Source organism: Luteibacter sp. NPDC031894 (assembly GCF_050273135.1).
GTDB lineage: Bacteria > Pseudomonadota > Gammaproteobacteria > Xanthomonadales > Rhodanobacteraceae > Luteibacter.
Window position 1 is genome coordinate 237344 of the sequence record NZ_JBNNMV010000004.1, and the last position, 26298, is coordinate 263641.

Here is a 26298-nt window from a genome sequence, read left to right on the forward strand (position 1 = left end):
GCCAAGAGAAAAATACTGCACTGCGGAAAATCTCACGTCCCGTTTGGATCGATCCATGGCGAACGCAAAGGTCGGGCGGGGAGCTTTAAACGATTGGCGCAGCATGAGTTTTCCTCCCGGCCGCGTGCCCAGGAGCAGGCGCCCGGCAAACGAAGCTGCCATGCTGCGACGCAGCGAAAATCTCCGGGCATTTCGCAGCACCTCCCGGCGTCAGCATGGCCGGAAGGCGCCGCGCGCGGCCCCTCCCTATTTCTTGCGGGGGCGCTTGCTCGCCGCCGGCGAACGCTTCGTCGGGGCTGCCTTGCGAGCCGGCGCCGCCTTTTTCAGGGACGTGCTGCGCAGGACCTTCTTCGCGGCGGCGCGCTTGCGGGCCGCGCGACGTTCCGGCGACTTCTCCGCCGGCGAAACGTCCGCCTTTGGCTTCGCCGTGCGGCGGGCGTTGAGCTCGTTCGCGGTATTCAGGGGACGCCACGAGCGGCCGCCCAGGGCCAGCAAGGTGTCCGCCGAGGCCGGCCCCGCGCTGCCCGAGGCGTAATTCGGGAAGTCGGCGGGCGTGCGCTGCGACCAGTCGTCGAGGATCGGCTGCACGGCGCGCCAGCACGCTTCGACCATGTCGGCGCGCTGGAACAGCGTGGCGTCGCCCGTCATGCAGTCATAGAGGAGCGTTTCGTAGCCCACGTTCGGCTCCGCCCGGAACCAGTCGGCGTACTTGAAGTCCATGCGCACTGGCGCGAGTTCCACGCGCGGGCCCGGACGCTTCACGTCGAACTGCAACGAGATGCCTTCGTCGGGCTGGATCTGGAGCACCAGCCAGTCGGGACCGAACGCGTCCATGCCCGTGCCGCGGAACGGGGCGAACGGCGCGGACTTGAAGCGGATGGCGATCTCCGTCGTGCGCCGCCCCATGTGCTTGCCCGTGCGCAGGTAGAACGGCACCCCGGACCAGCGCCAGGTGTCGATAGAGAGTTTCATGGCGACGAAGGTTTCCGTCACGGAATCCGGTGCCACGTCCGGCTCGTCGCGGTAGGAGTTGGCCAGTTGCCCGTTCACCGCACCCGGGCCGTACTGGCCGCGGACGGCATCCTCCGGCTGGACGGGGCGGATGGCGTCGATGGTTTCCGCCTTGCGCGTGCGCACGGCTTCCGCGTCGAAGGAACTGGGCGGCTCCATCGCCACCATGGCCAGGAGCTGGAACAGGTGGTTCGGCACCATGTCGCGCAGGGCGCCCGTCTGCTCGTAGAAGGAACCACGGCGCTCCACGCCCACGGTTTCCGCGACGGTGATCTGTACGTGGTCGATACGGTCGCGGTTCCAGATCGGCTCGAACAGGCCGTTGGCGAAACGGAACGCCATGATGTTCTGCACCGTTTCCTTCCCGAGGAAATGGTCGATGCGGTAGATCTGGTCCTCCCGCAGCACCTTCAGGATGCGCTCGTTGAGGGCGCGCGCCGAGGCGAGGTCGTGGCCGAAGGGCTTCTCGATGATCACGCGACGCCAGCATTCGCCGTTCGGGCCGCCGTCTTCGACGAGCCCGGCGTCGCGCAGCTTTTCGATCACGTCGCCGAAGAAGCGCTCGGGCGTGGCGAGGTAGAACAAGACGTTGCCCTTCGTGCCACGCTTGCGCTCCACCTCGCGCAGCCGCACGGCCAGGCTCTGGAATGCCGACAGGTCGTCGAAATCGCCGGCGTGGTAACTCATCTGGCCGCTCAACCAGTTCCAGGCCTCTTCATCGAGCTTGCCGCCCGAGTTGCCCACGAAGTGTTCCAGCCCCGTGCGCAGGTTCTTCTTCCACGCGTTGTCGGTCATCTTGCCGTGGTTGAAGCCGATGACGGAGAAATTATCGGACAGCAGCCCCGTGCGGCGCATGTTGTACAGCGAAGGCACGACGAGCCGGCTGGTGAGGTCGCCGGCGGCACCGAAGATCACGACGGTACAGGGATCGGCCGGATGAGCACGCGAGGTGGCGCGCTTCGGTTGGGCTTGGCTCATGCACGGGCTCCTTGGAGTGCTTCGTCGGGTGTGGCGTGGACATCGGCCGTCGCGCTGTAACCGTTCGCGAGGCTGAAGGCGGCATTTATCAACGCGACGTGGGAAAAAGCTTGGGGGAAATTACCCAGCAGCCGCTTCGAGCGGGGATCGTACTCCTCCGAGAGCAGCCCGAGATCGTTCGTGAGGCCGATGAGGCGCGTAAAAAGTTCGCGCGCATCGTCGAGGCGGCCCAGCAAGACGTAGTTCTCCACCAGCCAGAAACTGCACGGCAGGAACTGGCCCTCCCCCGGCGGGAGGCCATCGACGCCCGTGCTGGTGTGGTAACGGAGGACGAACCCTTCGACCAGGAGGTCGTCTTCGACGGCCTTGATGGTCGCCACCACGCGCGGGTCGTCCGGCGGCAGGAAGTCGGTGAGCGTCACCAGCAGGAGGCTGGCATCGAGTTCCTTCGACCCATAGGACTGGGTGAAGCAGCCGCGCTCGGGGTCCACACCCTTGGCGAGGATGTCGGCCTTGATCTCGTCGGCGACGGCACGCCAGCGCGCGGTGAAAGCCGTGTCGTCGCCCGCACGATCCTGTTCGGAGGCCCGTTGGAAGGCCAACCAGGCCATCACCTTCGAATGGACGAAGTGGCGGGGCTCGCCGCGGATCTCCCAGATGCCGTTGTCCGGCTGCCGCCAGATGCTGGCGAGGTGCTCGAGGAATACCGATTGCACGCTGTCCGCCGTCGGTTGCCAGACCACGCCGTGACGGACGGCGTGCGCGAACGCCCCGACGAGCTCGCCGAAGATGTCCAGTTGGAACTGCGTCGACGCGGCATTGCCGATGCGGACGGGTTGCGAGCCCTCGTACCCCTGTAACCAGGGCACCTCGAACTCCTCGAGGCGGCGTTCGCCCGCGAGGCCGTACAGCACCTGCAATTGTTCCGGCGACCCCGCGACGGCGCGACGTACCCAGTCGCGCCACGCGCTGGCTTCGTCGTGGTAGCCCGCGTTGACCAGCGCCGAGAGCACGAAGGTCGCGTCCCGTGCCCAGCAGAAACGGTAATCCCAGTTGCGCTCGCCGCCGATTTGCTCCGGCAGCGACGTGGTCGGCGCGGCGACGATGCCGCCGGTGGGGAGGTAGCTCAGGCCCTTCAGCACGACCAACGAACGCCGCACGATGTCGGACCATTCGCCCGCCCCGTTGCAGCGCTCGGACCAGCCCTGCCAGAACGCGAGCGAATCGCGCAGCGACGCCTGCGGATCCAGCGCTTCGGGCGGCGGCAGGTGCGACGGGCCCCAGGCCATCGCGAAGGGAATGACATCGCCCTTCCCCACCTTGAAGCGCGCGACGCTATGCAATCCCTCGCCTTCGACGGCGACCGGACTGCGCACGACGAGCAAGTCCGGCCCGGCGACGGCGGTAAGGGTGCTCTCGTCGACACGCGTCACCCACGGCACGGCGTTGCCGTAATCGAAGCGGATGGTGAGCACGGCTTCGAAGTCGACCCGGCCTTCCAGCCCCTCGACGATACGCGTGACGCCGACCTGCTCGCCGGCGAAGGGCATGAAGTCAGTGACCCGGGCGCGGCCGGTGGCGGTACGCCATTCGGTTTCCAGGACGAGACTGCCGTCGAGGTAGCGGCGTTGGCAGGTTGCTTCGGGATCGGCCGGTGCGATGCGCCAGCGACCGTTGTCTTCGCTGCCGACCAGCGCGGCAAAGCAGGACGCCGAATCGAAGCGTGGCAGGCACAACCAGTCGATGGACCCGTCCCTTGCCACGAGCGCCGCGCTCCGGCAGTTGCCGAGCATCGCGTAGTCCTCGATGCGGGATGCCATGAGTGTCTGCTCCGTCGGCGGCTATTCGTCCTACGGTAGCGGCCGGGTCGTTAGCGCGACGTGTGGAGGCGTGCGCAGGAACGCGCACTCGGTCAGTGTGACGGAGCGTCCCGTCGTGGCCGTGCCGCTTCGAACATGCTGCGCGCCACTTCCTGTTCGCCGTAGATCACTTCGCTGGCACCGAGCGCATCCAGGTGACCCACGCATTCAGGGGAATGGGCGCGGGCCACGATCGGCAGGTCCGGACGCAGGGCCCGCGCGGCGCGGACGATCTGCCCGCCTTCGAACGGATCGGAGACGGCGACGATCAGCGCTCGGGCCTGCAGGAGATTGGCCTCGGCAAGCACGGGCGCCGCGGCCGCGTTGCCGATCACCACTTCCACATCGCCGCGCTCGCGCATCTCGCGCAATTCGCGCACGGCATCTTCGTCGGACTCGATCAGCAGCGTGCGCGTACCCGTCGCCTGCAACTCCGCAAGCACACGGCGGCCGACGCGTCCATGACCGACCAGCACGGTATGTCCGGCAGGCATGTCCGGATGGTCCTCCGGCGCATCCGCGTCATGCCGGGCGACCCACCGGTCGAGCATGGCGAAGAGCAGCGGATTGACCAGGATGGAGACGATGGCCGCGGCGAGGAGGATGTCGCGCGCCTGGGCGCTCAGCAGTCCCAGCGTGACACCGAGGCCGGCGAGGATGAAGGAGAATTCGCCGATCTGCGCCAGGCTCGTGGCGATGGTCAGCGCCGTTTTCGTGGGGCGGCCGAACAGGCGCACGATGACGAAGGCGGCGAAGGACTTGCCGACGATGATGATGAGGCACGCGGCGAGGACGACCCAGGGGCTGTCGACCAGGATCTGTGGGTTGAACAGCATGCCCACGGAAACGAAGAAGAGGACGGCGAATGCGTCGCGCAACGGCAGTGTTTCTTCCGCCGCGCGCTGCGAGAGCTTGGACTCGCCCATCATCATGCCGGCGAAGAACGCCCCGAGTTCGAAGGACACGTCGAACAGGCGCGCGGCGCCGAAGGCCACGCCCAGCGCGATGGCGAGCACGGCGAGGCGGAACAGTTCGCGCGAGCCGCTGGCCGAGACAGCCTGCAACACCCACGGAATGGCTCGCTTCCCCACGATGAGCATCAATGCGACGAAGACCACGACCTTGCCAACCGTCCAGGCCACGGTCTCGATCAGCGCGGCGGCGGTGGGCGCGGGACCCTCGTGTCCGCCGCCGAGGAAGCCACCGATTGCGGGCAGCAAAACCAGCGCCAGCACCATCGCGAGGTCTTCAACGATCAGCCAACCCACGGCAATGCGCCCACGATCCGTGTCCAGCAGACGGCGCTCTTCCATCGCGCGGAGCAACACCACCGTACTCGCTACCGACAGGGCCAGGCCGAAGACGAAACCCTGCGCGAGCGGCCAGCCCAGCAGCCAGCCCAGCAACATGCCCAGACCGGTGCCGACGGACATCTGCACGGCGGCGCCGGGAATGGAGATGGACTTGACCGCCAGCAGGTCCTTCAGCGAGAAGTGCAGGCCCACGCCGAACATGAGCAGGATGACGCCGAGGTCCGCGAGCTCCTGCGCGATGTGCGCATCGGCGACATAGCCGGGGGTGAAGGGTCCGGCGACGACACCGGCCACGAGGTAGCCGGCTAGCACCGGCAAGCGAAGCCGGACCGCGAGTGCGCCGAAGAAGAACGCTAGGACGAGGCCACCGACGAGGGTGGCGATGAGCGGCGTGGCGTCGTGCACTGATTCTCCTCGTGGATGGCCCCCGTGCCGCGTGCGGCACGGACCAAGGCTATCACCCCGCCGCGGTCAGCACCGCCAGGAAATCCCTGCCGTAGCGCTTGAGTTTGTTCTCACCCACGCCACTGATCGACGCCAGTTCGTCCTCATTGGCGGGCAGCGCACGGAGCATCGCCAGCAGCGTGGCGTCATGGAAGATGACGTAGGCAGGGACGCCGTGTTGTTTCGCCAGCTCGGACCTGACGCGGCGCAGCTCATTCCATAGCGGCTCCTCGATGGCCTCGATGCCCAGCGACGCGCCCGCCACCGCGGGAGCCGAACGCGTCGCGCGACGCCCTTTCGCCGGTCGCGCGTCCTCGCGCAGCCATACCTTGCGCTCCCCCTTCAGCACCGGTCCGCTGCCGGCGGAGAGGCGCAGGGTGCCATAGCCCTCGGGATCGGCCTCGATGAGGCCCGCCGCGAGCAGTTGGCGGAACACCGAGCGCCATTGCGTCGCGTCCATGTCGGCACCGACGCCGAACACAGTGAGCTTGTCGTGGCCGAGATCGCGCACGCGGTCCGCCGCCTCGCCACGCAGGATATCGATGAGGTGCCCCGCGCCGTACCGCTGGCCGCTGCGATAGACGCAGGACATCGCCTTTTGCGCGGCGACGGTCGCGTCCCAGGTCTTCGGGGGCTGCAGGCAGTTGTCGCAATTGCCGCAGGACTCCGGGTAGACCTCCGCGAATGCTTCCAGCAGGAGTTGCCGACGGCAGCGCGTGGCCTCCGCGTAACCCAGCAGCGAATCGAGCTTCAGCCGCTCGACGCGCTTGCGGTCGTCGCCCGCTTCCGACTGCGCGATCATCTGGCTCATGGTGACCACGTCGCCGAGGCCGTAGACCATCCACGCCTCGGCGGGCAGACCGTCGCGACCGGCGCGGCCGGTTTCCTGGTAATAGCCTTCCATGCTGCGTGGCAGGTCGAGGTGGGCGACGAAGCGCACGTCGGGCTTGTCGATGCCCATGCCGAAAGCGACCGTGGCGACCATCACCACGCCTTCCTCGCGCAGGAAGCGCTGCTGGTGGCGCGTGCGAACGGCGCCATCGAGGCCCGCGTGGTATGGCAGGGATTCGATGCCGGCTTCCGAAAGCCAAGCCGCGGTCTCGTCGACCTTGCGCCGGCTGAGGCAGTACACGATGCCGGCCTCGCCACGATGCGCGTCGAGGAAATCGAGCAACTGGCGGCGCGCGTTCTGCCGCGGCGCCACGCGATACCGGATGTTGGGCCGGTCGAAACTCGAGACGAAGCGGCGCGCCTCGTGCAGGTTGAGCCGTTCGACGATTTCTTCGCGCGTCCGTTCGTCCGCCGTGGCGGTCAGCGCGATGCGCGGCACCTCCGGAAAGCGCTCGTGCAGGATCACCAGCTCGCGATACTCGGGGCGGAAATCGTGGCCCCATTGGGAAACGCAATGCGCTTCGTCGATCGCGAACAGCGCGACGGGGATGCGATCGAGCAGACCCAGGAAACGGCCAGTGAGCAGGCGCTCCGGCGCGACGTAGAGCATGTCCAGTTCGCCGGCGAGCAGCTGGTCCTCGACCTCGCGCTGGGTGCCGGCATCGAGGCTGGAATTGAGGTAGCGCGCACGCACGCCGGCTTCGCCGAGCGCATCCACCTGGTCCTGCATCAACGCGATGAGCGGCGACACCACGATGCCCGTGCCCTGGCGCATGAGCGCCGGGATCTGGAAGCAGAGCGATTTGCCGCCACCGGTCGGCATGAGGACGAGCGCGTCCTCGCCGGCGGCCACCGCCTCGACGATCGCCTGCTGCTGACCGCGGAAACCGGGATAACCGAAAACGGAGTGGAGAAGATCGAGAGCCTGGGACTGCATCCGCCCATGCTAGCAAACCGGGGGCACCGGACCCCGCGCGACGACGTCGTGAAGAAGGCGGACCTACGTCTTTTTGCGACGAAAGTCGTTTTCTTTCGGGTCGCGTTCGTAGCTAATGGAGCCGGCCCCGGCCCGGGACCCCAACTGGCTCTTCATCCTCAAAGGGGGGATGTCATGATCAGCGCGTTCGTTACCGCCGCCGTACTCGCGGGAAGCCTCCTCATCGCCGCTTCGCCGGCCTGTGCCGCCGGAGGACGCATCGCGTTCACCGGCTCCATCGTCGAACGGTCGTGCCCCGTGCGCGAAGGCCGGCTGGACTGCCCGGGAGACCACGACGTCGACGGCGCCGTCCGCACCGTCGACGGTCGTCGGACGCACGCCCTGGACCACGTCCCGCTCTACGAGTACGCGCTGCGTCGCGATCCCACGCGATCGTGGCGGCTCACCGAGGTCACGTATCGGTAGCCCTACGCCGGCAGGCCCCAGATGGCGCGATCGAGGTCGTGATCCAGCCCGAAGGCGCTCATCGGCACGCGACCATCCTTCACGATGACGCCTTCGGCCTTCAGGCGCCGGCACTGTTCGCGGAATCCGCGCGTGCCGGCCGGGATCCCGATGCGGCCGTCAGCGCGCAGCACGCGGTGCCAGGGCAGGTCCGGCCTGTTGGGCGCCTCACCCAGCACCTTGCCGATGAGCCGGGCGCGCCCGGGATAGCCGGCGCGCGCGGCGATCGCGCCGTAACTGGCCACGCGGCCTTTCGGGATGGCGGCGACCGCCTCGATGATCCGTCGCGCCCGGATCGCGCTGGCCTCGTCGGCGGCCATTTCATCGGTCATGGTCGTTTCCTGCATGTTCCGGAACGCCGTTGAGGGTACCATCCGCATTCCCAACGACGGATCGGTTGACGACAGCCATGCGACACTTCGAGGCGATACGCTCCCATGTCGGCGGCATCCATAAGCTCCGCCAGAACGAGCCTTACATCATCAGCTTCGATCTGGAACTGCCGGACGGGCGGCACCAGGGCATCTACCTCGCCGAACTCGAGGACGGCGACGGCCAGCGTTTCCTCCGCCTGTCGACACCGATCGGCCCGCTCGCCGGCGTGGACGCCCGTCGCTGCCTGCGCTTCAACTGGGAACAGCGTACGGGTTACCTCGCGGAGGCCGATCTGGACGGCTCACCGTACCTGCACCTGTGCGAGAACCGTCCGTACGATTACCTCGACGAGCGCGAGCTCGCCCGGCTGATCGAAGAACTGGGTGCGACGGGCGACCAACTCGAACAGCTGGTCAACGGCGAAGCCGACGCGCTCTGAATCTAGGAGCCGCTATGGCGGCTCCTACAGGATCAGAAGAACAGGTTACCGAGCCTCACCAGGCCGTAGCCGATGCCCGCGGTGATCGGCAACGTCAGGATCCACGCCCACACCATGCGTTCGACGATCGACCAGCGAATGGCGTTGAAGCGCTTCGCGGCACCCACGCCCATGATCGACGCGGAGACGTTGTGCGTGGTGGATACCGGCACGCCGAGCATCGATGCCGTGAGGATCACCGCGGCGGAACTGCCTTCGGCAGCGAAGCCGTTGATCGGGTGCAGCTTCACCATCTTGTGGCCGAGCGTCTTGATGATCCGCCAGCCGCCACCCGCGGTGCCGCCCGCCATGGTGAGGGCGCAGACCACCTTCACCCAGATGGGGATCGGGAAGCCGCCCGCCGCGGCCGGATCGTGCGGAATACGCAGGAATTCCAGGAACACCGGCAGGTGGTCGAACTGCCCTGCGGCCGTGGCTCCGGCCAGGGCGAGCGCGATGATGCCCATGCTCTTCTGCGCGTCGTTCATGCCGTGCGAGAGGCCCATGGCGCTCGCCGACACGATCTGCGCCTTGCCGAAGAAGCTGTTCACGAACGGCGTACGCCCGAAACGGCGCAGGGGACCACTGCGGCTGGAAAAGAATCCGAGCATCGCGTAGAGGCCGCCCATGATGAGGAACCCGATCGCGAAGCCGAGGAACGGCGACACGATCATCGGGACGATCACCTTCGGGATCACGCCCTTGCCGAGCCACCAGTGTGCCCCGCCCTGCCACCAGATGATCGCGTGGAAGTTGTCGCCGGCCGCGGCCAGCGCCGCGCCGCACAGACCGCCGACGAGTGCATGGCTGGAGCTGGACGGCAGGCCAAGCCACCAGGTGATGAGGTTCCAGATGGTCGCGCCCAGGAGCGCGCTGATCAGCAACTGCGAACCGACTTCGACGACGCCGGTGTCGATGAGGCCCGAGGCGATCGTCGCGGCCACCGCGGTGCCCCAGAGGGCGCCCGCGAGGTTGGTGACGGCCGCCAGGAGCACGGCCTGGCCCGGGGTGAGGACCTTGGTGGCGACCACGGTGGCGATGGAATTCGCCGTGTCGTGGAAGCCGTTGATATAGGTGAAAGCGAGGGCGATCAGGACGACCGCGATGACCATGCTCATGGGAGCCCCGCCGTCAGGAGTTCTTGAGCACGATGGAGTAGACGACGTTGCCGACATCGCGGCATTTGTCGACGGCTTTCTCGACGAGCTCGAAAAGGTCCTTGGCGAGGATGGCCCGCAGCGGGTCCGACGCTTCCGCGTAGAGCGTTCGATAGGGGTCCAGGAGCAGGCGGTCCGCTTCCGACTCCAGTGCCTGGAGCTGGTCGCGCAATTTCTTCACCGGATCGATCTTCAGGCCGTGGCGCAGCTGGCCGATCATGGCGACCACGACGTCCGCGGAACGCTCCAACAGCGCCGCGCGCTGGCTGAAATCGATGCCTTGCAAGCGTTCGGCGACGATCACGTAGCGCTCGGCGAACTTCTCGATCGTCTTGGGGATCTTGTACAGCGCCGAGTTCAGGGCCTCGATGTCCTCGCGGTCCAGCGCGGTCACGAAGGTGTTCACCAGTTCCTCGCCGATCTGCCCGTGCAGGGCTTTCTCGCGGGCGCGCGCCGTGCTGAAGGCGGCCATCACCGGAGTGCGGTCGGTCTGGGTCACCAGTTCATGCATGGCCCTGGCGCTCTCGCGGGCGGCTTCGGCGCTCGCCTCGAGCAGGCCGTAGAACTTGTCGCCCTTACCGAAGATCGTCTGTAGTGAAAACATGGGGTTGCCTGGAACGTGGGGGATTTGTGACCGGCATGTTACCGGACTGACGGGCGACCTGCCTCGCCGGAGCGCGGGCGCGCTTCGCACGGCCATCTGCTATATAAGCGCCCGATGTTCACCGAAATCCTGCTGGTCCTCGTCCTTTCCCTCGGCAACGGCTTCTTCGCCCTGTCCGAAATGTCCGTGGTCGCGTCGCGCAAGAGCCGCCTGAAGCAACTGGCCCGGGACAGCCGCCGCGCCCGCGTGGCCCTGCAACTGGCCGAGGCGCCGGAACGGTTCCTCTCCACCGTCCAGGTCGGCATGACCCTGATCATCCTGGTCACCGGTGCGGTCGCGGGCGACAGCCTGGGCGAACGCTTCACGGCGATCGTGCATGGCGGCGGCCCCGCCTGGCTGGAACCGTATGCCCGGATCGTCGGCTGGCTGCTCGGCTTCCTCCTGATGTCCCTGGTCCAGATCGTCGTCGGCGAGCTGGTACCCAAGCGGGCCGCCCTCTCGGCCCCGGAACGCATCGCCTGCCAGATCGCCGTGCCGATGCTTGTGGTCTCGCGTATCACGCTGCCCATGGTGTGGCTGCTCAACCATCTGTCCACCGGCATCCTGCGCGTGTTGCGACTGCATCGTGTCGGCGCCAACGCGGCGACCGAGGAAGAGATCCGCCTCCTCGTGGCCGAGAGCGCCGAGCAGGGCATCCTCGACAGCGACGAGCGCAACATGGTGAACCGCGTGCTGCGCCTGGGCGACCGCAGCGTGGGCTCGGTCATGACGCCGCGCATGAAGATCGCCTGGCTCGATATCGATGCCCCGCATGAGGACAACCTGGCCGTCCTTCGCGAGACGCAGTTCTCGCGCTACCCCGTCTACCGGCGGGATGAAAGCGAGGTGGTCGGCACGGTGGAGGTCAAGTCGCTGGTCGTGTCGCTCGAGCGCGGCCACGTCGCCTTGTTCGACCGCGTGTCGCGGCCGCTCTTCGTGCCCGCGGCGGCACGCGCGCTGGACCTGCTGGAAGCGTTCCGCGACGCCGACACCCAACTCGCCCTGGCCGTGGACGAATACGGCGACATCGAAGGCCTGGTCACCTTGAACGACCTGCTCACGGCCGTGGTCGGCGCCACCGCGCCGGCCGCGGACGACGACGACCAGGAAGGGCCGATCGTCCGTCGCGAGGACGGCAGCTGGCTGATCGACGGCTCGCTGCCCGCGGACGACCTTCGCGAACTGCTCCAGCTCGAGCGACTGCCCAACGAGGAAGCGCACGACTTCCGCACCGTGGCCGGCATGGTCACCACGCAATTCGGGCACATCCCGCGCGCCGGCGAAGCCTTCACCTGGCAGGGCCACCGCTTCGAAGTGGTGGACATGGACGGGGCGCGCATCGACAAGGTGCTGGTCAGTACGGTGGCGACGGACGACGTCGCCGTCGAGGAGTAACCCCCGCGGCGGCCCGGTTCAATGCCGGTTCAAGCCGCGACGGCCACATTCGAGCCATGACCCAGGACGACGAACCCCGCGAGGAAAAAACCGCCGCCCTCCTCAGGGCCGCGCTCATGGCCACGCCTGGCGAGCGCATCACGATCGAGCAACTGCTCGATCCGCTGCGGCGACGCGCCTTCGGCTTCCTGCTCCTGCTGCTCGCGATCCCGAACTTCATCCCCGTGCCGGTCGGCATCGGCGGGATCATGGGCGTGCTCGTGGTGGGCCTGGGGCTGGAAATGTTGATCGGCCTGGAGCATCCGTGGATACCCGGCTTCCTCCGCCGGCGCACGATGTCGCGCGAGGGACTGTTGCGCTTCCTCGACCGCATCGCGCCGATGACCCGGCGCCTGGAAAAGATCTGCAAGCCGCGCCTGCAGCGACTCACGCGCCGGCCTTTCACCTTCGTTTCCGGCGCGATCATGATCCTCGTGGGCATCCTGCTCGCCTTGCCGATCCCGTTCACCAACTACGTCTTCGGCGGCATGCTCATCGCCTTTGCCTTCGCCCTGGTCGAACGGGACGGCGCCTTGCTGCTCGTCGTCTGGGCGACGACGATCGCGATCGTGATCGCTTCCGCCACCTTCAGCCGCGCGCTGGCCGGATTCTTCCGCGACCTCTTCTGAGGCCGGCCGCGTCAGTCTTTCTTATGGGCGATGGCGGCCATGCGCTGCGCATCGGCGAGGACGCCGTGCAGGATGCGCAGCTCGCGCAGTTCCGGGCGGGCACGCAGGAACAGCTTGCGCAGCTTCAGCATGATCGTCGTGGGCGAACGGCCCTTGTGGAACTCGATGTCGTCGAGCGTCTCGCCCAGGTGGGTGAAGAAGCGCTCAAGCTGTTCGGCATCCGCGGGAACCTCGTCCGGATCGACGTCGGCAACGGGTGTCTCCACGACCTCGCCCAATGACGCGAGCCGGAGCTCGTACGCCACGACCTGCACCGCCTGCGAGAGGTTGAGCGAACTGAAGTCGTCCACACTGGGAATGCGGACCATCGCATGGCAGCGCGACAACTCGTCGTTCTCCAGGCCCGTGCGCTCGTTGCCGAACACCAGCGCCACCTGCTCACCACGTCGCGCGGCGGCGATCGCCTGCGCGGCGCCTTCGCGAGGGTCCAGCTCCGGGAGGTTCACGCCCCGGCGGCGTGCGGACAGGCCCAGGGCGAAGGTACTGCCGGCCAGACCGGAGACCAGGTCGTCGTGGATCGCCGCCTGGCCGAGCACATCGTCGGCCCCCGCGGCGAGCGCCGTGGCCTCGGGATCGGGGAAACGGTGCGGCGCCACCAGCGTTAGCCTGTCGAAGCCCATCGTGCGGATGGCACGCGCGGCCGACCCGATGTTCCCCGAATGCGAGGTGCGGACGAGGACGAAGCGGAGGCGGTCGTGGAGCTCTGAGAGGGCCATGGCTGGCGGTACGGTCGGGGGGAGGACCGGAAAGTCTACAACGGCAACGACTTGGGCGAGGCGGAACGGGGTGGTAAACTTCCCGGTCGATGCGGCTCCGACCGCTCTCCCGTTCTTTTGCCAAGCCGAGCCCCATGCCAAGACCCGCCGTCAACGTCGCGGCGCGCGCCGCGCGCTCCGCAGGAAACATCATCCTGCGTTACATGAACCGCATCGAGGGCCTCGCCGTCGTCGAGAAGCAGCGGATGGACTTCGCCTCCGAGGTCGACCGCCTGGCGGAAGCGGAGATCGTGAAGGAACTGCACCGCGCTTATCCCACGCACGCCATCCTGGGCGAGGAGACCGGCCAGATCGGCAAGGGGCCGCTCACCTGGGTCATCGATCCCCTGGACGGCACGCACAACTACTTGCGCGGCATTCCGCACTTCAGCGTGTCGATCGCCCTCGTCGAGAAGGGTGAACCGGTGTACGGCGTGGTGTTCGATCCGCTGCGCGACGAGCTGTTCACCGCGAGCAAGGGCGACGGTGCCTACCTCAACGACCGCCGCATCCGCGTGGGCAAGCGGGAAGGGCTGACCGGCGCGCTGATCGCCACCGGCTTCCCCTACCGCGTGCGCAACCACCTCGAATCGCAGCTCGCCATGACCGCCGCGTTGCTCAAGGAAGCAGAGGACGTCCGCCGCATGGGCTCCGCCGCGCTCGACCTGGCCTATGTGGCCGCCGGTCGCGTCGACGGCTACTTCGAGCCGGGCCTCAGCGTGTGGGACATCGCCGCCGGCGCCCTCCTCGTCCGCGAGGCGGGCGGCGTCTACGGCGACTTCGCGGGCCGCGAAGGCCTGCCGGAAAGCGGCAACATCATCGCGGGCAACCACAAGGTCGCCGCCGCCATGACCGAGATCATCGGCGCCAACGCGACGCCACGCCTGCTCGGGACATAACCCTACAAGCGCCCGGGGCAATGCCCCGGCGCTACTTCCGGTTTTCCTACATACCGCTCCGGGTTCGGCCGGTACCTTTCCGTCTGCGAACGGAAGGTTCGCGGACCGTATCCCCGACGGAAAGGAAAGCCATGACTCCCCCCACCACGCGCCACGGTCGCCTCGCTGCCGCTTTCGCGCTCGCCTTCGCGCTGGCCGGCCTCGCTCCGGCAAGTCACGCCGACGTACGCAGCATGGTCGTCACGTCCGACCCGCAGTACCCATGGACACCCGCGAGCGACGCGGACGAACCTGAGGGCGAGGACGCCCGCAATGCGCGTTCCGAGGCGCTGATCGAAGAGCAATACCGCAGCATCGCCGCCTACCGGGCGGCGCGTCCCGGCGAGGACATCCCCGTGTTCATCAACGGCGACATCACCGCCTATGGCCACGGCTGGCAACGCAGCGTGATGGCCCGACTGCTTCCGATCCTTGGTGAAAACGTGCACTTCGGCCTCGGCAACCACGATTACGAGAACAATATCCGGCAGGACGACGGCAGCGGCTGCTACAACAACGGCTGCGCGCGTGACAGCATCGACGACCTCGTGCGCCACGTCACACGGAAGCGCGAGAAGGTCTCGTTCGATTTCACGACCTACCCGGGCCTGCTCGGCAACGATCACGTGGGGAGCCTTGCCTACGCGGTGCGCGCGGCCGGCATGGAGCGTGTTTTGAACGTGCAGCTCAACAACCATCCCAGCTACGAGGTCGCGTTCGACTCGCTGATCGGTCTTCGCACGTCCAGCTATCGAGTCACCTCATCGCTTCCGTGGCTCGAGAACCTGCTCGACACGCAACTCAAGGTTCCCGCCTATGGCACGCCAGCGGACCGGCCCTTCGACTTCGCGATCGTGCACATGCACGATCCCGACTCCACCTATGGAGCACCCCTGGCGACCTTGCTGGCCGAACACGATGTAGCCGTCGTGTTCGCCGGGCATTATCACCAGACCCTCGGGTATTACCGCAGCATCGGCGGCGTACCGGTGTACCTGAGTGGCTCGGCATCGCAGCGCACGTACCTGATCGTCGAGCACGACACGGACGTGTCCGTCCTGCGCGTCTATGGCGTGCGTGACAACGATCCCGAGCGCAAGCGGCTGATCGGCACGGTGCGCATCCCGCAGGGCTAGTGTCCCGCCGAGGGTTCGCCCTTCAGCAGGTTGCGCAGGAAGGGCACCGTCACTCGCCGCTGCGCGGCGAGTGACGCCCGGTCCAGCGTATCGAGGAGGTCGAGCAGCGTGCCGAGATCGCGCGCGTGATGGACGAACAGCCAGTCGAGCACGGCGTCGTCGAGCTCGATGCCGCGCGCCGCGGCCTGCTCGCGCAGCACGTGCCTGCGCTCCGCGTCGTCCAGCGGTTTCAACACCGCCTGGGTCAGCGAACCGAGGCGCGAACGCAGGTCCGGCAAGGCGACTCCGAGGGAAGCGGGCGGTGCCAGGGCGGAGAACAGCAACGTGCAACCTTCGGCCCGATAGCGGTTGAAGGTGTCGAACAGCGCGTGCTCCGCTTCGCCCTCCCCGGCGACGGAGTCGATGTCATCGATGGCGAGCAGGTCGCTGCCGGCCATGCCGCGAATCGCCGCCGCGCGCGAGCCGCGCAGTCCGGCCAGCGGCAGGTACTGCACGGTGCGTCCGGCATCGATGGCGGCCTGGCAGGCGGCAACGAGGAGATGGCTGCGGCCGCTGCCCAGTGGACCTGCCATGAACACCCAGGGCGCCGCGGCGTCCGTCGCCGCGGCGCGCACGGCCTCCAGCGCGACGGCATTTTCGCCCGCCCGGAAGTGCTCGAAGCGCTGCCGACGCGGCCAGCGCAAGGCAAGCGGAAGCTGGCTCGTCATGGATCGACGTCGCGAGGAACCTGCGTCTGTCCCGGTGGCGCCGCCACGTCGACGTCCACTTCCACCTGGACGGACTCCACCGTCGCCCCCGCCGCCGGCTCCGTATAGAGGTCGCTCGCGCGGTAACGCGTGAAGGCGTAACGCATCAGCACCACCACGACCGACGCCGCGGGCAGCGCCAGCAGCACACCGAGGAAACCGAACAGGTGACCACCGGCCAGCACGGCGAAGATCACCGCCACGGGATGCAACCCGATCTTGCCGCCGACCAGGCGCGGTACGAGGACGTATCCCTCGAGCAACTGACCGACGGTGAACACAACGGCGACCAGGATGACGTGCGTCCAGTCGCCGTATTGCACGAGCGCCGCGATCAGCGCGGCGACGAAGCCGATCATGAAGCCGAGGTACGGCACGAAGCTGAGCAGGCCGGCCACCATGCCGATCAGCGGACCGATCGAGATGCCGATCACCGTGAGACCCAGGCCGTAGAACACGCCGAGGGCGAGCATCACCAGCAACTGGCCGCGAACGAAAGCGCCGAGCACCTGGTCCGACTCGCGGGCGAGGCGGACAACGGTCGGCTCGATCGAGCGTGGGAGCAGGCGCTGGATGTGCGCCATCAGCGTGTCCCAGTCGCGCAGCAGGTAGAAGGCGACGACGGGGATCAACACCGCATTGGTCAGCCACATGACCACGCCCATGCCGGACGCGGTGACCTTCGCCACCGCCTTGGCGGCGATGCCGCCAACCGACCCGATGTGCTCGCGGATCGTCGCCAGCAGGCGGTCGGTGTCGAACACGTTGGCGTCCAGGCGCAGCTTGGCCTGGATCCAGGGCAGCGCGGTGGTGCGCACCCACTCGACGTAATGGGGCAGGTTCTCGGAGAGGTTTTCGAACTGGTGCTGGATCAGCGGGATCAGCAGCAGGAGCACGCCGATGAAGACCAGAGAGATGACGGCGAAAACGATGCTCACCGCCCAGGTGCGGCCCATGCCGACGCGCTGCAGGCGATCGGCGAGCGGGTCGCCGAGGTAGGCGAGCATCGCGGCGAGGGCGAACGGCATCAGTACCGGCGCCAGCAGCCAGATCACGAAGATGATGACGGCCGCGATCGCCAGCAGCTGCCAGCGGCGCGAGGTGTCGTGGTTCATGGTCATGCGTCAGGGCACCCAGCGCACGGCGAGGTCCGCCCCATCGTGGCCGTCCGTCGCCAGGATGTGACCGCCTGCCGCGTAGCCGGCGATGAGCCGGGCCAGCGGTGCGTTCGCGGAGACGTTGAAGAGCACACCGTCGGCCGTGGCCGCGGCAGGGGCGATGGACTTGACCGCCGGGTCGTTCTGGAACGTCGAGAGCAGCCCGGCGTAGTCGGTGGCGGAGCGGAGCCCCGCCACCCACACCGTGCCGCTGGAGCTGCCACCCTGGGTAGCGGCGAACTGGCGGTCCAGCTTGTCGGCCATCGCGTTGGCACCGTTGGTCAGCAGGGCCGCGCGGGCTTCGCCGCTGTCCTTCCAGGTGGACGTCCGGCCGGCCGAGACGAGCGTCCAGTCGGTCTGGTCGTTGCCGATCTTGCCGACCAGCACGACCGCGGTGTTGTACTGCCGTGCCACCGTGGCGACCGCCGCCGGGTCTCCCGCGGCCAGCGCCGCCGGGTCCGGGATCGCGTCGCCCTTCGGCACCACGATCTGGTAGCCGCGGGTGTCGGCCATCTGCGCCAGGGGCACCAGGTCTTCCTGGCCGAGGAGTTTGCCGCCGGCGTCCCGCGCGACGACCAGCACGGGCGCCTTGGGCGCGGCGGCCGAGGCGTCGCCGACAGCGAGGACACGGCGGACCGCACCGGGATCGAAAACGATCTCCAGGCTCAGAGGCGCGCCATTGGCGCCGCCCGTGCGGGCGTAGTGGTATTGCTGGACGAGGCCGCCGGGCTGCTTCATGGCGTCGGCGTAGCCGGCCTTGCCACGCGGATCGGCCCCGTTCGAGGCCCTTGCCAGCACCTGGGTGAGGCCCGTGGCGAAGGCCTGGTCGCGTACCGCGGCGCTCGTGTCGGCCACCGGCACGGTGACCGTATAGATGGGCGTCTGGGCCCAGGCAGTGCCGAGGCTGGCCGCCACGAAGAGCATCAATGATGCGAGGAGTCGGACTGGGCGCATGGGCTTGGCATCGCTCGAGTGAAGGCGGGAGTCTGCCCAAACCGTGCCATGGCGTCCATCCAGGGGGTGTGCAGGGGCAAGGTGGAACAGCCGCTTGCTGCTAGAATGCGCGGTTTCCAATACGTGCCGGAACTGCTTATGTCCTCCGACCAGGGCTCCCTCACCTACCGCGACGCGGGCGTCGACATCGATGCCGGCAACGCGCTCGTCGAGCGCATCAAGCCGATGGTCAAGCGGACGTTCCGGCCTGAGGTGATGGGCGGGCTCGGCGGCTTCGGCGGCCTGTTCGACCTCTCCGGCCGTTACAAGGAGCCGGTGCTCGTCTCCGGCACCGATGGCGTCGGCACCAAGCTCAAGCTCGCCCAGCAGCTCGGCCGCCATGACACCATCGGCATCGATCTTGTCGGCATGTGCGTCAACGACGTGCTCGTGCAGGGTGCGGAGCCGCTGTTCTTCCTCGATTACTTTGCGACCGGCAAGCTCGACGTCGATACGGCCGCGGCCGTCGTCAGCGGCATCGCGCGCGGTTGCGAACTCGCCGGCTGCGCGCTCATCGGCGGCGAAACCGCGGAGATGCCCGACATGTATCCGCCCGGCGAGTACGACCTCGCCGGCTTCACCGTCGGTGCCGTGGAGAAATCCGCGATGAACGACGGCTCGTCCATCGTCGCCGGCGATGCGATCCTCGGCGTGGCGTCGTCCGGCCCGCATTCGAATGGGTATTCGCTGATCCGCCGTATCCTCGAACGCGCGGGTTCGCCCCTCGAGACCGACCTTGACGGCGTGAAGCTCGTCGATGCCCTCATGGCGCCCACGACCATCTACGTGAAGCCCATGCTCGAGCTGATCGGCGCAGTGGACGTGCACGGCATGGCGCACATCACGGGCGGCGGACTGAAGGAAAACATCATCCGCGTCGTGCCGGATGGTCTCGCCCTGTCGATCGATGCCTCCTCGTGGGAGCTGCCGCCGGTATTCGAATGGCTGCAGCGCGAAGGCAACGTCGCCGACGAGGAAATGTGGCGCACGTTCAACTGCGGCATCGGCTTCACCGTGCTCCTGGCCCCCGAACAGGTCCAGGCGGCACGTGCCCTGCTGGCGAACCACGGCCTCGAGAGCCAGGTCATCGGTCGCGTCGTGGCCGACGAAGGCGGCGATCGCGTCCACATCGCCTGACCCCCGATGACTCGTCCCCTGCGCGTTGCCGCGCTCGCTTCCGGGCGCGGCAGTAACCTCGCCGCGCTCATCGCCGCGCGCGATGCCGGTCGCCTGCCCATCGAATTCACCCTCGTGGGCAGCGACAAGAAGCAGGCGGGTGCGCTGGCGATCGCCGCAGCCGCCGGCATTCCCACGGTGTCGATGAATCCGAAGGATTACGCCACTCGCGCCGAGTTCGACGCGGCCTTGTTCGGTCGCGTCGCCGACAGCGGGGCCGAGCTGCTCGTGCTGGCCGGCTACATGCGCATCGTCGATGCCGCCGTGGTCGCCCACTGGGAGGGGCGCGCGATCAACGTGCACCCTTCCCTCCTGCCGAAGTATCGCGGCCTGCATACGCACCGGCGCTGCCTGGAGGCGGGCGACACCGAGCACGGCGCCAGCGTGCATTTCGTCACTGCCGAACTCGACGGCGGCCCCGTCGTCGCGCAGGCACGCATCCCAGTGCACCCGGGCGACAGCGAGGACGATCTCGCGACGCGGCTGCTGGTGGAGGAACACAAGCTGCTACCGGCCGTGGTGGGCGCCATCGCGATGGGTCGCCTGGGCTGGCAGGACGGTCCGGTCTTCGATGGGACCGCCCTGAGGCAACCGCTGGACCTCGCCGATTTCCTGTAGGAGCCGCTATAGCGGCTCCCACAGATAAGGCGCTCGCCCCGGATTCAGGCGGCTTGGATACACTCGGCGACATGACCAAAACCACCCTGTTCCGCGCCGGCCTCGCGCTGGCCCTCGCCCTGCCCGCCGCCGCGTTCGCCGTGGACGTGCCGCAGTCTTTCACGGCGACCTACCAGGTCCTCAAGGACGGCGGCCCGCTCGGCGAGGCCACCATCACCTTGAAGCCGGCCAGCGGCGGGCAATTCGAATACGCGAACGAGACGAAGGGCACCTCGGGGCTCGCGGCCATGCTCGGCGCCAACGTCTCGGAAACCTCGCGCTTCACCTGGGTGGGCCAGGTTCCGCAAGCGGTCAGTTACCACTACCAGCTACAGGCGGCGGTGAAGTCGAAGACGCGCGACCTGACGGTGCAGGGCGGAACCGTGCAGGTCCAGGACAACAAGAAGAGCTTCAGCTATCCCGCCGTGCCGGGCATGGTCGAGCGCAACACGCTTCCCCTCGCCCTCGGCCTCGCGCTGCGCTCGGGCAAGAAGGACGTGGCCTTTCCGGTCGCCGTGAAGCAGGAAGTCGAGAACCAGCAGTTCAAGGTATCGGCCACGGAGAAGGTCACCGTGCCGGCCGGGTCGTTCGACGCTGTTCGTGTGGACCGCACCGACGCCGACCGCGGCTTCAACGCGTGGTACGTGCCGTCGAAGTATCCGGTGCCGGTGAAGCTCGCACAGAAAGACGGCGGCGACCTGACGATGGAACTGGTGAAGTTCGAGGGTCGCTAAGAAACCATGTGGGAGCCGCTATAGCGGCTCCTACAGCCGCCATCGCGGCACCTACACAGGCCCCTCAGCCCGGCAGGCGGCGGATGCGCGCGCCGAGCACGCCGAGCTTTTCCTCGATGTTCTCGTAGCCGCGATCGATGTGGTACACGCGGTCGACGGTCGTGTCGCCTTCGGCGACGAGCCCGGCGAGCACCAGGCACGCGGACGCGCGCAGGTCGGTCGCCATGATCGGCGCGCCGCTCATCTTCGCCACGCCGGTGATGATGGCCGTGTTGCCTTCGAGGCGGATGTCCGCGCCGAGGCGCTGCAGTTCCAGCGCGTGCATGAAACGGTTCTCGAAGACGGTCTCGGTGATCACGCCGACGCCCTCGGCCACGCAGTTGAGCGCGGTGAACTGCGCCTGCATGTCGGTGGGGAACGCGGGGTACGGCGCGGTCGTCAGGTTCACGGCCTTCGGCCGGCGGCCCTGCATGTCGAGCTCGATCCAGTCCTTGCCGGTACTGATGTGCGCGCCGGCTTCCTCGAGTTTCTGGAGTACCGCGTCCATCGTGTCGGCACGCGCACCACGTGCGCGGACCTTGCCGCCCGTCATCGCGGCGCCGACGAGGAAGGTACCGGTCTCGATGCGATCGGGAAGCACCTCGTAATGCGCACCGTGCAGGCGCTCGACGCCCTCGACGATCAGTGTGGAGGTGCCGATGCCGTCGATCTTCGCGCCCATCGCGAGCAGGCAGTGCGCGAGGTCGACGACCTCGGGCTCCTGCGCCGCGTTCTCGATGATCGTGGTGCCTTCGGCGAGCGTGGCGGCCATCAGGATGTTTTCGGTGCCGGTGACGGTCACCATGTCCATGACGATGCGCGCGCCCTTCAGGCGGCCCGACCTTGCCTTGATGTAGCCGTTCTCCACGCTCACGTCGGCGCCCAGCGCCTGCAGGCCACGGATGTGCTGATCGACCGGACGGGAGCCGATCGCGCAGCCGCCCGGAAGGGATACTTCCGCCTTGCCGTAGCGCGCGACGAGCGGACCGAGCACGAGGATCGACGCGCGCATCGTGCGGACGAGGTCGTACGGGGCGACGCAGGAATTTTCGGGACGCGGATCGATGTGCATCTTCATGCGATCGTCGAGGACGACGCGCACGCCCATGCGGCCAAGCAGTTCGATGAAGGTGGTCACGTCGTGCAGGTGCGGCACGTTGCCGATGCTCACCGGTTCGTCGGCAAGCAGGCAGGAGGCGAGGATGGGCAGGACGGCGTTCTTCGCGCCGGAAATGCCGACCTCGCCATGGAGCGGCTGGCCGCCGCTGATCAGGATCTTGGCCATGGGTTGGGAGTGCCTTGAAGGAGAAATCGGCGAAGACGGCCTGGCGCGCGACTCAGCGGCGGCCGGCGGCTTCTTCGGGAGTGAGGGTCTTTAGGCCAAGCGCGTGGATGGCGCCGCCCATGAGGTCGCCGAGGGTCGCATAGACGAGGCGGTGGCGGGCCAGGGGCAATTTGCCGGCGAACTGTTCCGAGACGACTTCGGCTTCGAAATGGACGCCGTCGTCGCCTTGCACGGCCACCCGGGCGCCGGGCAGGCCGGCTTCGATCAATGCCTGGATGCGCGCAGCGTCCATGGATTCTCCGGTAGAGGGGGTCGCCGCGGGCCGGGGTTCCGAAACGGACCCTGAACCACCCGTCGATGGCAGCAACCATAAAATGAGAATATGTAATGGTAATGGAAATCCGGTGTCGCAGAAATGGACATCCCGGGTAACCAAGGGACTGCCCCACCCGGACTTCGAGGTCGCATGAACGCCCGCACCGCCCCGCCCGCCGACGCCCGCCTCGTGAACGCCGACACCGTCATACGGAGCGCTCGCAACGTCATCAAGACCGAAGCCGCGGCGATTCGCGCCCTGGAAGCCAAGGTCGACGCCGCCTTCGTCGAGGCCTGCCAGATGATCCTGGCCTGCAAGGGCCGGGTGGTGGTGTCGGGGATGGGCAAATCCGGCCATATCGGGCGGAAGATCGCGGCGACGCTGGCATCCACCGGCACCCCTTCCTTCTTCGTCCACCCCGGCGAGGCCAGCCACGGCGACCTCGGCATGATCCAGCCCGACGATATCGTGCTGGGGATTTCGTATTCGGGCGAAACCGACGAACTGCTCTACATCTTGCCGGCCATCAAGCGCCAGGGCATCGGCCTCATCGCGATCACCGGCAATCCGAAGTCGTCGCTGGCCACCCAGGCCGACCTCAACCTCGACGCGAATGTCGCATCCGAAGCCTGCCCTCACGGACTCGCCCCGACCGCCAGCACCACGGCGGCCCTGGTCATGGGCGACGCCCTCGCCGTTGCATTGCTGGAGGCCCGCGGCTTCACCTCCGACGACTTCGCCCGCTCGCATCCCGCGGGCAGCCTTGGTCGCCGTCTGCTCCTGCACATCTCCGACGTGATGCACTCCGGCGACGACGTGCCGCGCGTTCGCCTCGAGGCCACGCTCAGCGAAGCGCTGGTCGAGATGTCGCGCAAGCGACTGGGCATGACCGCCGTCGTCGACGCGGAGGGACGCCTCCTCGGCGTCTTCACCGACGGTGACCTGCGTCGCGCGCTGGACGACGATGGCGTCGACCTGCGCAGCGCGTCCGTGGCGCAACTCATGACGCGCGGTCCGAAGACCATCGGATCGGACAAGCTCGCCGTCGAGGCCGCACAGCTCATGGAACGGCACCAGATCAACGCCCTCCTGGTGATCGACGCGGACGGCTGCGTCGTCGGCGCATTGAACATCCACGACCTGCTTCGGGCCCGCGTCGTCTGAACAACCGTTCCCAGGCGCGCTTCCGGCGCGCCCCCTCCGTCCCCACATAGCGAACCATGGCCTACACGCATTACACCGAGATTCCCGCCGACGTCGCCGAGCGAGCGGCCCGCGTGCGCCTGGTCGTGTTCGATGTCGACGGCACCCTTACCGACGGCCGCCTCTGGTATGGCGAGGACGGTCGCGAAACCAAGGTCTTCCACGTGCACGACGGGCTCGGCCTCAAGGCACTGGAACGCAACGGCGTGAAGGTCGCGATCATCACCGCCAGGATCAGTCATCCGGTGTCGCTGCGCGCCGAGGAACTCGGCATCGCGCACGTCTACCAGGGCCAGAAGGACAAGCGGGCCTGCCTGACCGGGTTGCTCGACGCGCTCGGGCTCGCGCCGGAACAGTCGGCCTTCGTCGGCGACGACCTCCCGGACCTTCCCGCCATGGGTCTCGCCGGCCTGGCGGTGGCGACGGCCAACGCGCATCCCTGGGTTGCCGAGCGCGCCCACTGGCGCACCCGCCTCATCGGCGGTTATGGCGCAGCCCGCGAGGTCGCCGACATGATCCTCGCGGCGCAGGGCAAGGCCGAGGCCGAACGGGACCGCTGGCTGTGAGCGTGTTCAATCTCCTCAAGGACACGAGCGCCGCCGGCGTCGCGGGCATTCTTGCCGCGGTCCTGGGTGTCAGCGTGCTGCTGTATTACTGGACGGCGCCCGAGAAGAAAGTACAGGACTTCATCGGCCCGCCGCGTTCCGGTTATGTGCTGACCCACTTCGATCTCGATTCCTATAACGAGGAAGGCAAGCCCGCGTTCAAGCTGGTCGCGCCGCACCTGGAACGGCGCGAGGGCGACGAATCGCTGTACATCAACGCGCCCGACTTCGTGCTTCCGTCCACCAAGGAAGCGAACGTTCCGCCGTGGACCGGGCACTCCCAGTACGGGTGGGTGAACAAGGACGGCAGCCTGCTCAAACTGCAAGGCAAGGTCCATATGGACCGGGTGGCCTTCCAGACCAATCCGCCCGCCAGCATCGATACGTCGGAAGTCACGGCCTGGCCGAAGGAAAACCGCCTGGAAACCGCCGAGGCGGCGCGGATCGTCCAGGGAACCTCTACAATGCAGGGCGTTGGCATGCGCGCCAATCTCGACACCAAGCACCTGGAGCTCCTCGATGCAGTCCACACCGTCTACCAGCCGCGCAAGCGCTAAGGCCGTCGTCGCGGCGCTCGGCGTGGCGCTCCTGGCGAGCATGCCCGTCTATGCCAAGCAATCCGACCGCAACCAGCCAGCGGACGTCACGTCGAAGTCGTTCGATGGCACGCAGGCGCCGCAGAACGGCCAGCCCGGCAAGGTCATCTGGACCACGAACGTCGTCCTGACGCAGGGCACGCTCAAGATCACGGGCAGCAAGGCCACGGGTTACCTCGACGCCGACAGCCACCTCATCCGCGTGATCGTCGATGGCAACCCCGCCACCATCCACCAGCTGGACGACCAGGACCAGCCGATGGACGGAAAGGCCTCGAACATCGACTACAAGATCGAACAGGACTACGCGGTGCTCACGGGCAACGCGAAGGTCAACCAGCCGGCGAAGGGCAGCGCCGAGGGCGACAAGCTCACCTACAACACCAAGGACAGCACGATGACGGGCGAGAGCACCGGCGGCGCCCCCGTGCACATGACCTTCCAGCCGAAGAACAAGACGCCCGCGCCCGCCCCCGCGAAGCCAGCGTCCAACGACACGAAGAAGCCCTGACCCGATGCTTTCAGCCCAAGGCCTGCAGAAGCGCTTCCGCGCGCGCCAGGTAGTCCGTGATTTCGCCTTCTCCATCCGCGAGGGTGAAGTGGTCGGCCTGCTCGGCCCCAACGGCGCCGGCAAGACCACCTGCTTCTACATGGTGGTGGGCCTGATCCAGGCCGACGCCGGTTCGATCAAGCTCGACCAGCAGGACATCACCGGGCTGCCCATGCACTCCCGGGCGAAACTCGGCATCGGTTACCTCCCGCAGGAGGCGTCGGTGTTCCGCCGCCTCAGCGTGGCGGACAACATCCTGGCCGTGCTCGAACTGCGCGAAGGCATGAGCCAGAAGCAGCGCGAGGACGAACTGGAAAGCCTGCTCGACGAACTCAAGATCGCGCACATCGCCGAGCAGAAAGGCATCAGCCTTTCCGGTGGCGAACGTCGCCGCGTCGAGATCGCCCGCGCCTTGGCGGCCCGGCCGCGGTACATGCTGCTCGACGAACCCTTCGCGGGCGTCGACCCCATCTCGGTGGGTGAGATCCAGCGCATCGTCCGTCACCTGAAGGAGCGCGGCATCGGTGTCCTGATCACCGACCATAACGTCCGCGAAACCCTCGGCATATGCGATCGCGCGTACATCCTCAACGACGGCGAAGTCTTGGCGCGCGGTACGCCCCAGCACATCCTGGCGGACGAAAAGGTGCGTGAGGTGTACCTGGGACGTGAATTCAGGATATGACGGATGGACGGCGG

At 67.5% G+C, this 26298-nt stretch carries 27 protein-coding genes; 14 read left to right on the top strand and 13 right to left on the bottom strand.

Going from position 1 to position 26298, the window contains the following annotated elements:
- Nucleotides 1-246 precede the first annotated feature (246 nt).
- From zwf to recQ, 4 genes are all read right to left on the bottom strand, one after another.
- A complete protein-coding gene (gene zwf, locus ACQKIE_RS13165; protein ID WP_427459756.1) occupies nt 247-1989 on the bottom strand; it encodes a glucose-6-phosphate dehydrogenase in 1743 nt (580 codons plus the stop codon).
- The gene (locus ACQKIE_RS13170; protein WP_427459758.1) at nt 1986-3809 is read right to left on the bottom strand and encodes a glycoside hydrolase family 15 protein; all 1824 of its coding nucleotides are present in this window, start codon (nt 3807-3809) and stop codon (nt 1986-1988) included. Before ACQKIE_RS13170 ends, zwf begins: the two co-directional genes overlap by 4 nt.
- 92 nt (nt 3810-3901) lie before the next feature.
- Entirely contained in the window at nt 3902-5566 is a 1665-nt protein-coding gene (gene ybaL / locus ACQKIE_RS13175) for a YbaL family putative K(+) efflux transporter (protein WP_427459760.1), read from the bottom strand.
- 52 nt (nt 5567-5618) lie between these two features.
- Nucleotides 5619-7433 carry a DNA helicase RecQ gene (gene recQ / locus ACQKIE_RS13180; RefSeq protein WP_427459762.1) on the bottom strand — a complete coding sequence of 605 codons (1815 nt, stop codon included), beginning with the start codon at nt 7431-7433 and terminating at the stop codon, nt 5619-5621.
- A 174-nt stretch (nt 7434-7607) separates the two neighbouring features.
- On the opposite strand from recQ, the gene ACQKIE_RS13185 reads away from it, so the two are divergent.
- The gene (locus tag ACQKIE_RS13185) at nt 7608-7898 is read left to right on the top strand and encodes a hypothetical protein (protein ID WP_427459764.1); all 291 of its coding nucleotides are present in this window, start codon (nt 7608-7610) and stop codon (nt 7896-7898) included.
- A gap of 2 nt (nt 7899-7900) precedes the next feature.
- Here ACQKIE_RS13185 and ACQKIE_RS13190 read toward each other — a convergent pair whose 3' ends face one another.
- Nucleotides 7901-8269, bottom strand: a complete 369-nt coding sequence (locus tag ACQKIE_RS13190) for an MGMT family protein (protein WP_427459766.1) — start codon at nt 8267-8269, stop codon at nt 7901-7903.
- A gap of 77 nt (nt 8270-8346) precedes the next feature.
- Here ACQKIE_RS13190 and ACQKIE_RS13195 point away from each other — a divergent pair, with 77 nt between their 5' ends.
- Complete coding sequence (locus ACQKIE_RS13195) at nt 8347-8751, top strand: hypothetical protein (protein WP_427459768.1); 405 nt, start codon at nt 8347-8349, stop codon at nt 8749-8751.
- Nucleotides 8752-8783: 32 nt separating this feature from the next.
- Here ACQKIE_RS13195 and ACQKIE_RS13200 read toward each other — a convergent pair whose 3' ends face one another.
- Nucleotides 8784-9908, bottom strand: a complete 1125-nt coding sequence (locus ACQKIE_RS13200) for an inorganic phosphate transporter (RefSeq protein WP_427459770.1) — start codon at nt 9906-9908, stop codon at nt 8784-8786.
- Between the two features lie 13 nt (nt 9909-9921).
- Nucleotides 9922-10551, bottom strand: coding sequence for a DUF47 domain-containing protein (locus ACQKIE_RS13205; RefSeq protein ID WP_306849739.1), 630 nt, complete (start codon nt 10549-10551; stop codon nt 9922-9924).
- A gap of 114 nt (nt 10552-10665) precedes the next feature.
- On the opposite strand from ACQKIE_RS13205, the gene ACQKIE_RS13210 reads away from it, so the two are divergent.
- Nucleotides 10666-11985, top strand: coding sequence for a hemolysin family protein (locus tag ACQKIE_RS13210; protein ID WP_427459772.1), 1320 nt, complete (start codon nt 10666-10668; stop codon nt 11983-11985).
- A 56-nt stretch (nt 11986-12041) separates the two neighbouring features.
- Nucleotides 12042-12653: an exopolysaccharide biosynthesis protein gene (locus ACQKIE_RS13215; protein ID WP_427459774.1), complete on the top strand. Its 612-nt coding sequence runs from the start codon at nt 12042-12044 to the stop codon at nt 12651-12653.
- Nucleotides 12654-12664: 11 nt separating this feature from the next.
- On the opposite strand, the gene ACQKIE_RS13220 is transcribed toward ACQKIE_RS13215, so the two are convergent.
- Nucleotides 12665-13429: an RNA methyltransferase gene (locus ACQKIE_RS13220; protein WP_427459776.1), complete on the bottom strand. Its 765-nt coding sequence runs from the start codon at nt 13427-13429 to the stop codon at nt 12665-12667.
- Nucleotides 13430-13563: 134 nt separating this feature from the next.
- Between ACQKIE_RS13220 and ACQKIE_RS13225 the strand changes: the two genes are divergently transcribed.
- Entirely contained in the window at nt 13564-14367 is an 804-nt protein-coding gene (locus tag ACQKIE_RS13225; RefSeq protein ID WP_427459778.1) for an inositol monophosphatase family protein, read from the top strand.
- Nucleotides 14368-14498: 131 nt separating this feature from the next.
- Entirely contained in the window at nt 14499-15542 is a 1044-nt protein-coding gene (locus tag ACQKIE_RS13230; protein WP_427459780.1) for a metallophosphoesterase, read from the top strand.
- On the opposite strand, the gene hda is transcribed toward ACQKIE_RS13230, so the two are convergent.
- The 3 genes from hda to ACQKIE_RS13245 are packed head-to-tail and all read right to left on the bottom strand — an operon-like array spanning nt 15539 to nt 18399.
- Complete coding sequence (hda, locus tag ACQKIE_RS13235; protein ID WP_427459782.1) at nt 15539-16249, bottom strand: DnaA regulatory inactivator Hda; 711 nt, start codon at nt 16247-16249, stop codon at nt 15539-15541. The two genes, ACQKIE_RS13230 and hda, sit on opposite strands and share 4 nt — an antisense overlap.
- On the bottom strand, nt 16246-17403 hold the full coding sequence (locus ACQKIE_RS13240; RefSeq protein WP_427459962.1) for an AI-2E family transporter: 1158 nt from the start codon (nt 17401-17403) through the stop codon (nt 16246-16248). Before ACQKIE_RS13240 ends, hda begins: the two co-directional genes overlap by 4 nt.
- Nucleotides 17404-17412: 9 nt before the next feature.
- Nucleotides 17413-18399 carry a DUF2066 domain-containing protein gene (locus ACQKIE_RS13245; protein ID WP_427459784.1) on the bottom strand — a complete coding sequence of 329 codons (987 nt, stop codon included), beginning with the start codon at nt 18397-18399 and terminating at the stop codon, nt 17413-17415.
- Nucleotides 18400-18537: 138 nt separating this feature from the next.
- Here ACQKIE_RS13245 and purM point away from each other — a divergent pair, with 138 nt between their 5' ends.
- The 3 genes from purM (at nt 18538) to ACQKIE_RS13260 (ending at nt 21005) form a co-directional block, all read left to right on the top strand.
- Entirely contained in the window at nt 18538-19575 is a 1038-nt protein-coding gene (gene purM / locus ACQKIE_RS13250) for a phosphoribosylformylglycinamidine cyclo-ligase (RefSeq protein ID WP_427459786.1), read from the top strand.
- 6 nt (nt 19576-19581) lie between these two features.
- Nucleotides 19582-20232 (top strand): phosphoribosylglycinamide formyltransferase, encoded by a 651-nt coding sequence (gene purN, locus ACQKIE_RS13255; RefSeq protein WP_427459788.1) that lies wholly within the window; start codon nt 19582-19584, stop codon nt 20230-20232.
- Between the two features lie 71 nt (nt 20233-20303).
- Complete coding sequence (locus tag ACQKIE_RS13260) at nt 20304-21005, top strand: DUF3108 domain-containing protein (protein ID WP_427459790.1); 702 nt, start codon at nt 20304-20306, stop codon at nt 21003-21005.
- Nucleotides 21006-21069: 64 nt separating this feature from the next.
- Here the strand turns inward: ACQKIE_RS13260 and murA are convergent, their stop codons facing one another.
- Nucleotides 21070-22329, bottom strand: coding sequence for a UDP-N-acetylglucosamine 1-carboxyvinyltransferase (gene murA / locus ACQKIE_RS13265; protein WP_427459792.1), 1260 nt, complete (start codon nt 22327-22329; stop codon nt 21070-21072).
- A 52-nt stretch (nt 22330-22381) separates the two neighbouring features.
- Complete coding sequence (locus tag ACQKIE_RS13270; protein WP_427459794.1) at nt 22382-22621, bottom strand: BolA family protein; 240 nt, start codon at nt 22619-22621, stop codon at nt 22382-22384.
- A 174-nt stretch (nt 22622-22795) separates the two neighbouring features.
- Between ACQKIE_RS13270 and ACQKIE_RS13275 the strand changes: the two genes are divergently transcribed.
- Genes ACQKIE_RS13275 through lptB form a run of 5 tightly spaced genes read left to right on the top strand, consistent with a single transcriptional unit; the run spans nt 22796 to nt 26284 of the window.
- Entirely contained in the window at nt 22796-23809 is a 1014-nt protein-coding gene (locus tag ACQKIE_RS13275) for a KpsF/GutQ family sugar-phosphate isomerase (protein ID WP_427459796.1), read from the top strand.
- Nucleotides 23810-23865: 56 nt separating this feature from the next.
- Complete coding sequence (locus tag ACQKIE_RS13280) at nt 23866-24414, top strand: KdsC family phosphatase (protein WP_427459799.1); 549 nt, start codon at nt 23866-23868, stop codon at nt 24412-24414.
- A gap of 2 nt (nt 24415-24416) precedes the next feature.
- Complete coding sequence (gene lptC, locus ACQKIE_RS13285; RefSeq protein WP_427459801.1) at nt 24417-25010, top strand: LPS export ABC transporter periplasmic protein LptC; 594 nt, start codon at nt 24417-24419, stop codon at nt 25008-25010.
- A complete protein-coding gene (gene lptA / locus ACQKIE_RS13290) occupies nt 24973-25560 on the top strand; it encodes a lipopolysaccharide transport periplasmic protein LptA (RefSeq protein ID WP_427459803.1) in 588 nt (195 codons plus the stop codon). The genes lptC and lptA overlap by 38 nt, the downstream gene beginning before the upstream one ends.
- A gap of 4 nt (nt 25561-25564) precedes the next feature.
- Nucleotides 25565-26284, top strand: coding sequence for an LPS export ABC transporter ATP-binding protein (lptB, locus tag ACQKIE_RS13295; protein WP_427459805.1), 720 nt, complete (start codon nt 25565-25567; stop codon nt 26282-26284).
- Nucleotides 26285-26298: the final 14 nt, after the last annotated feature.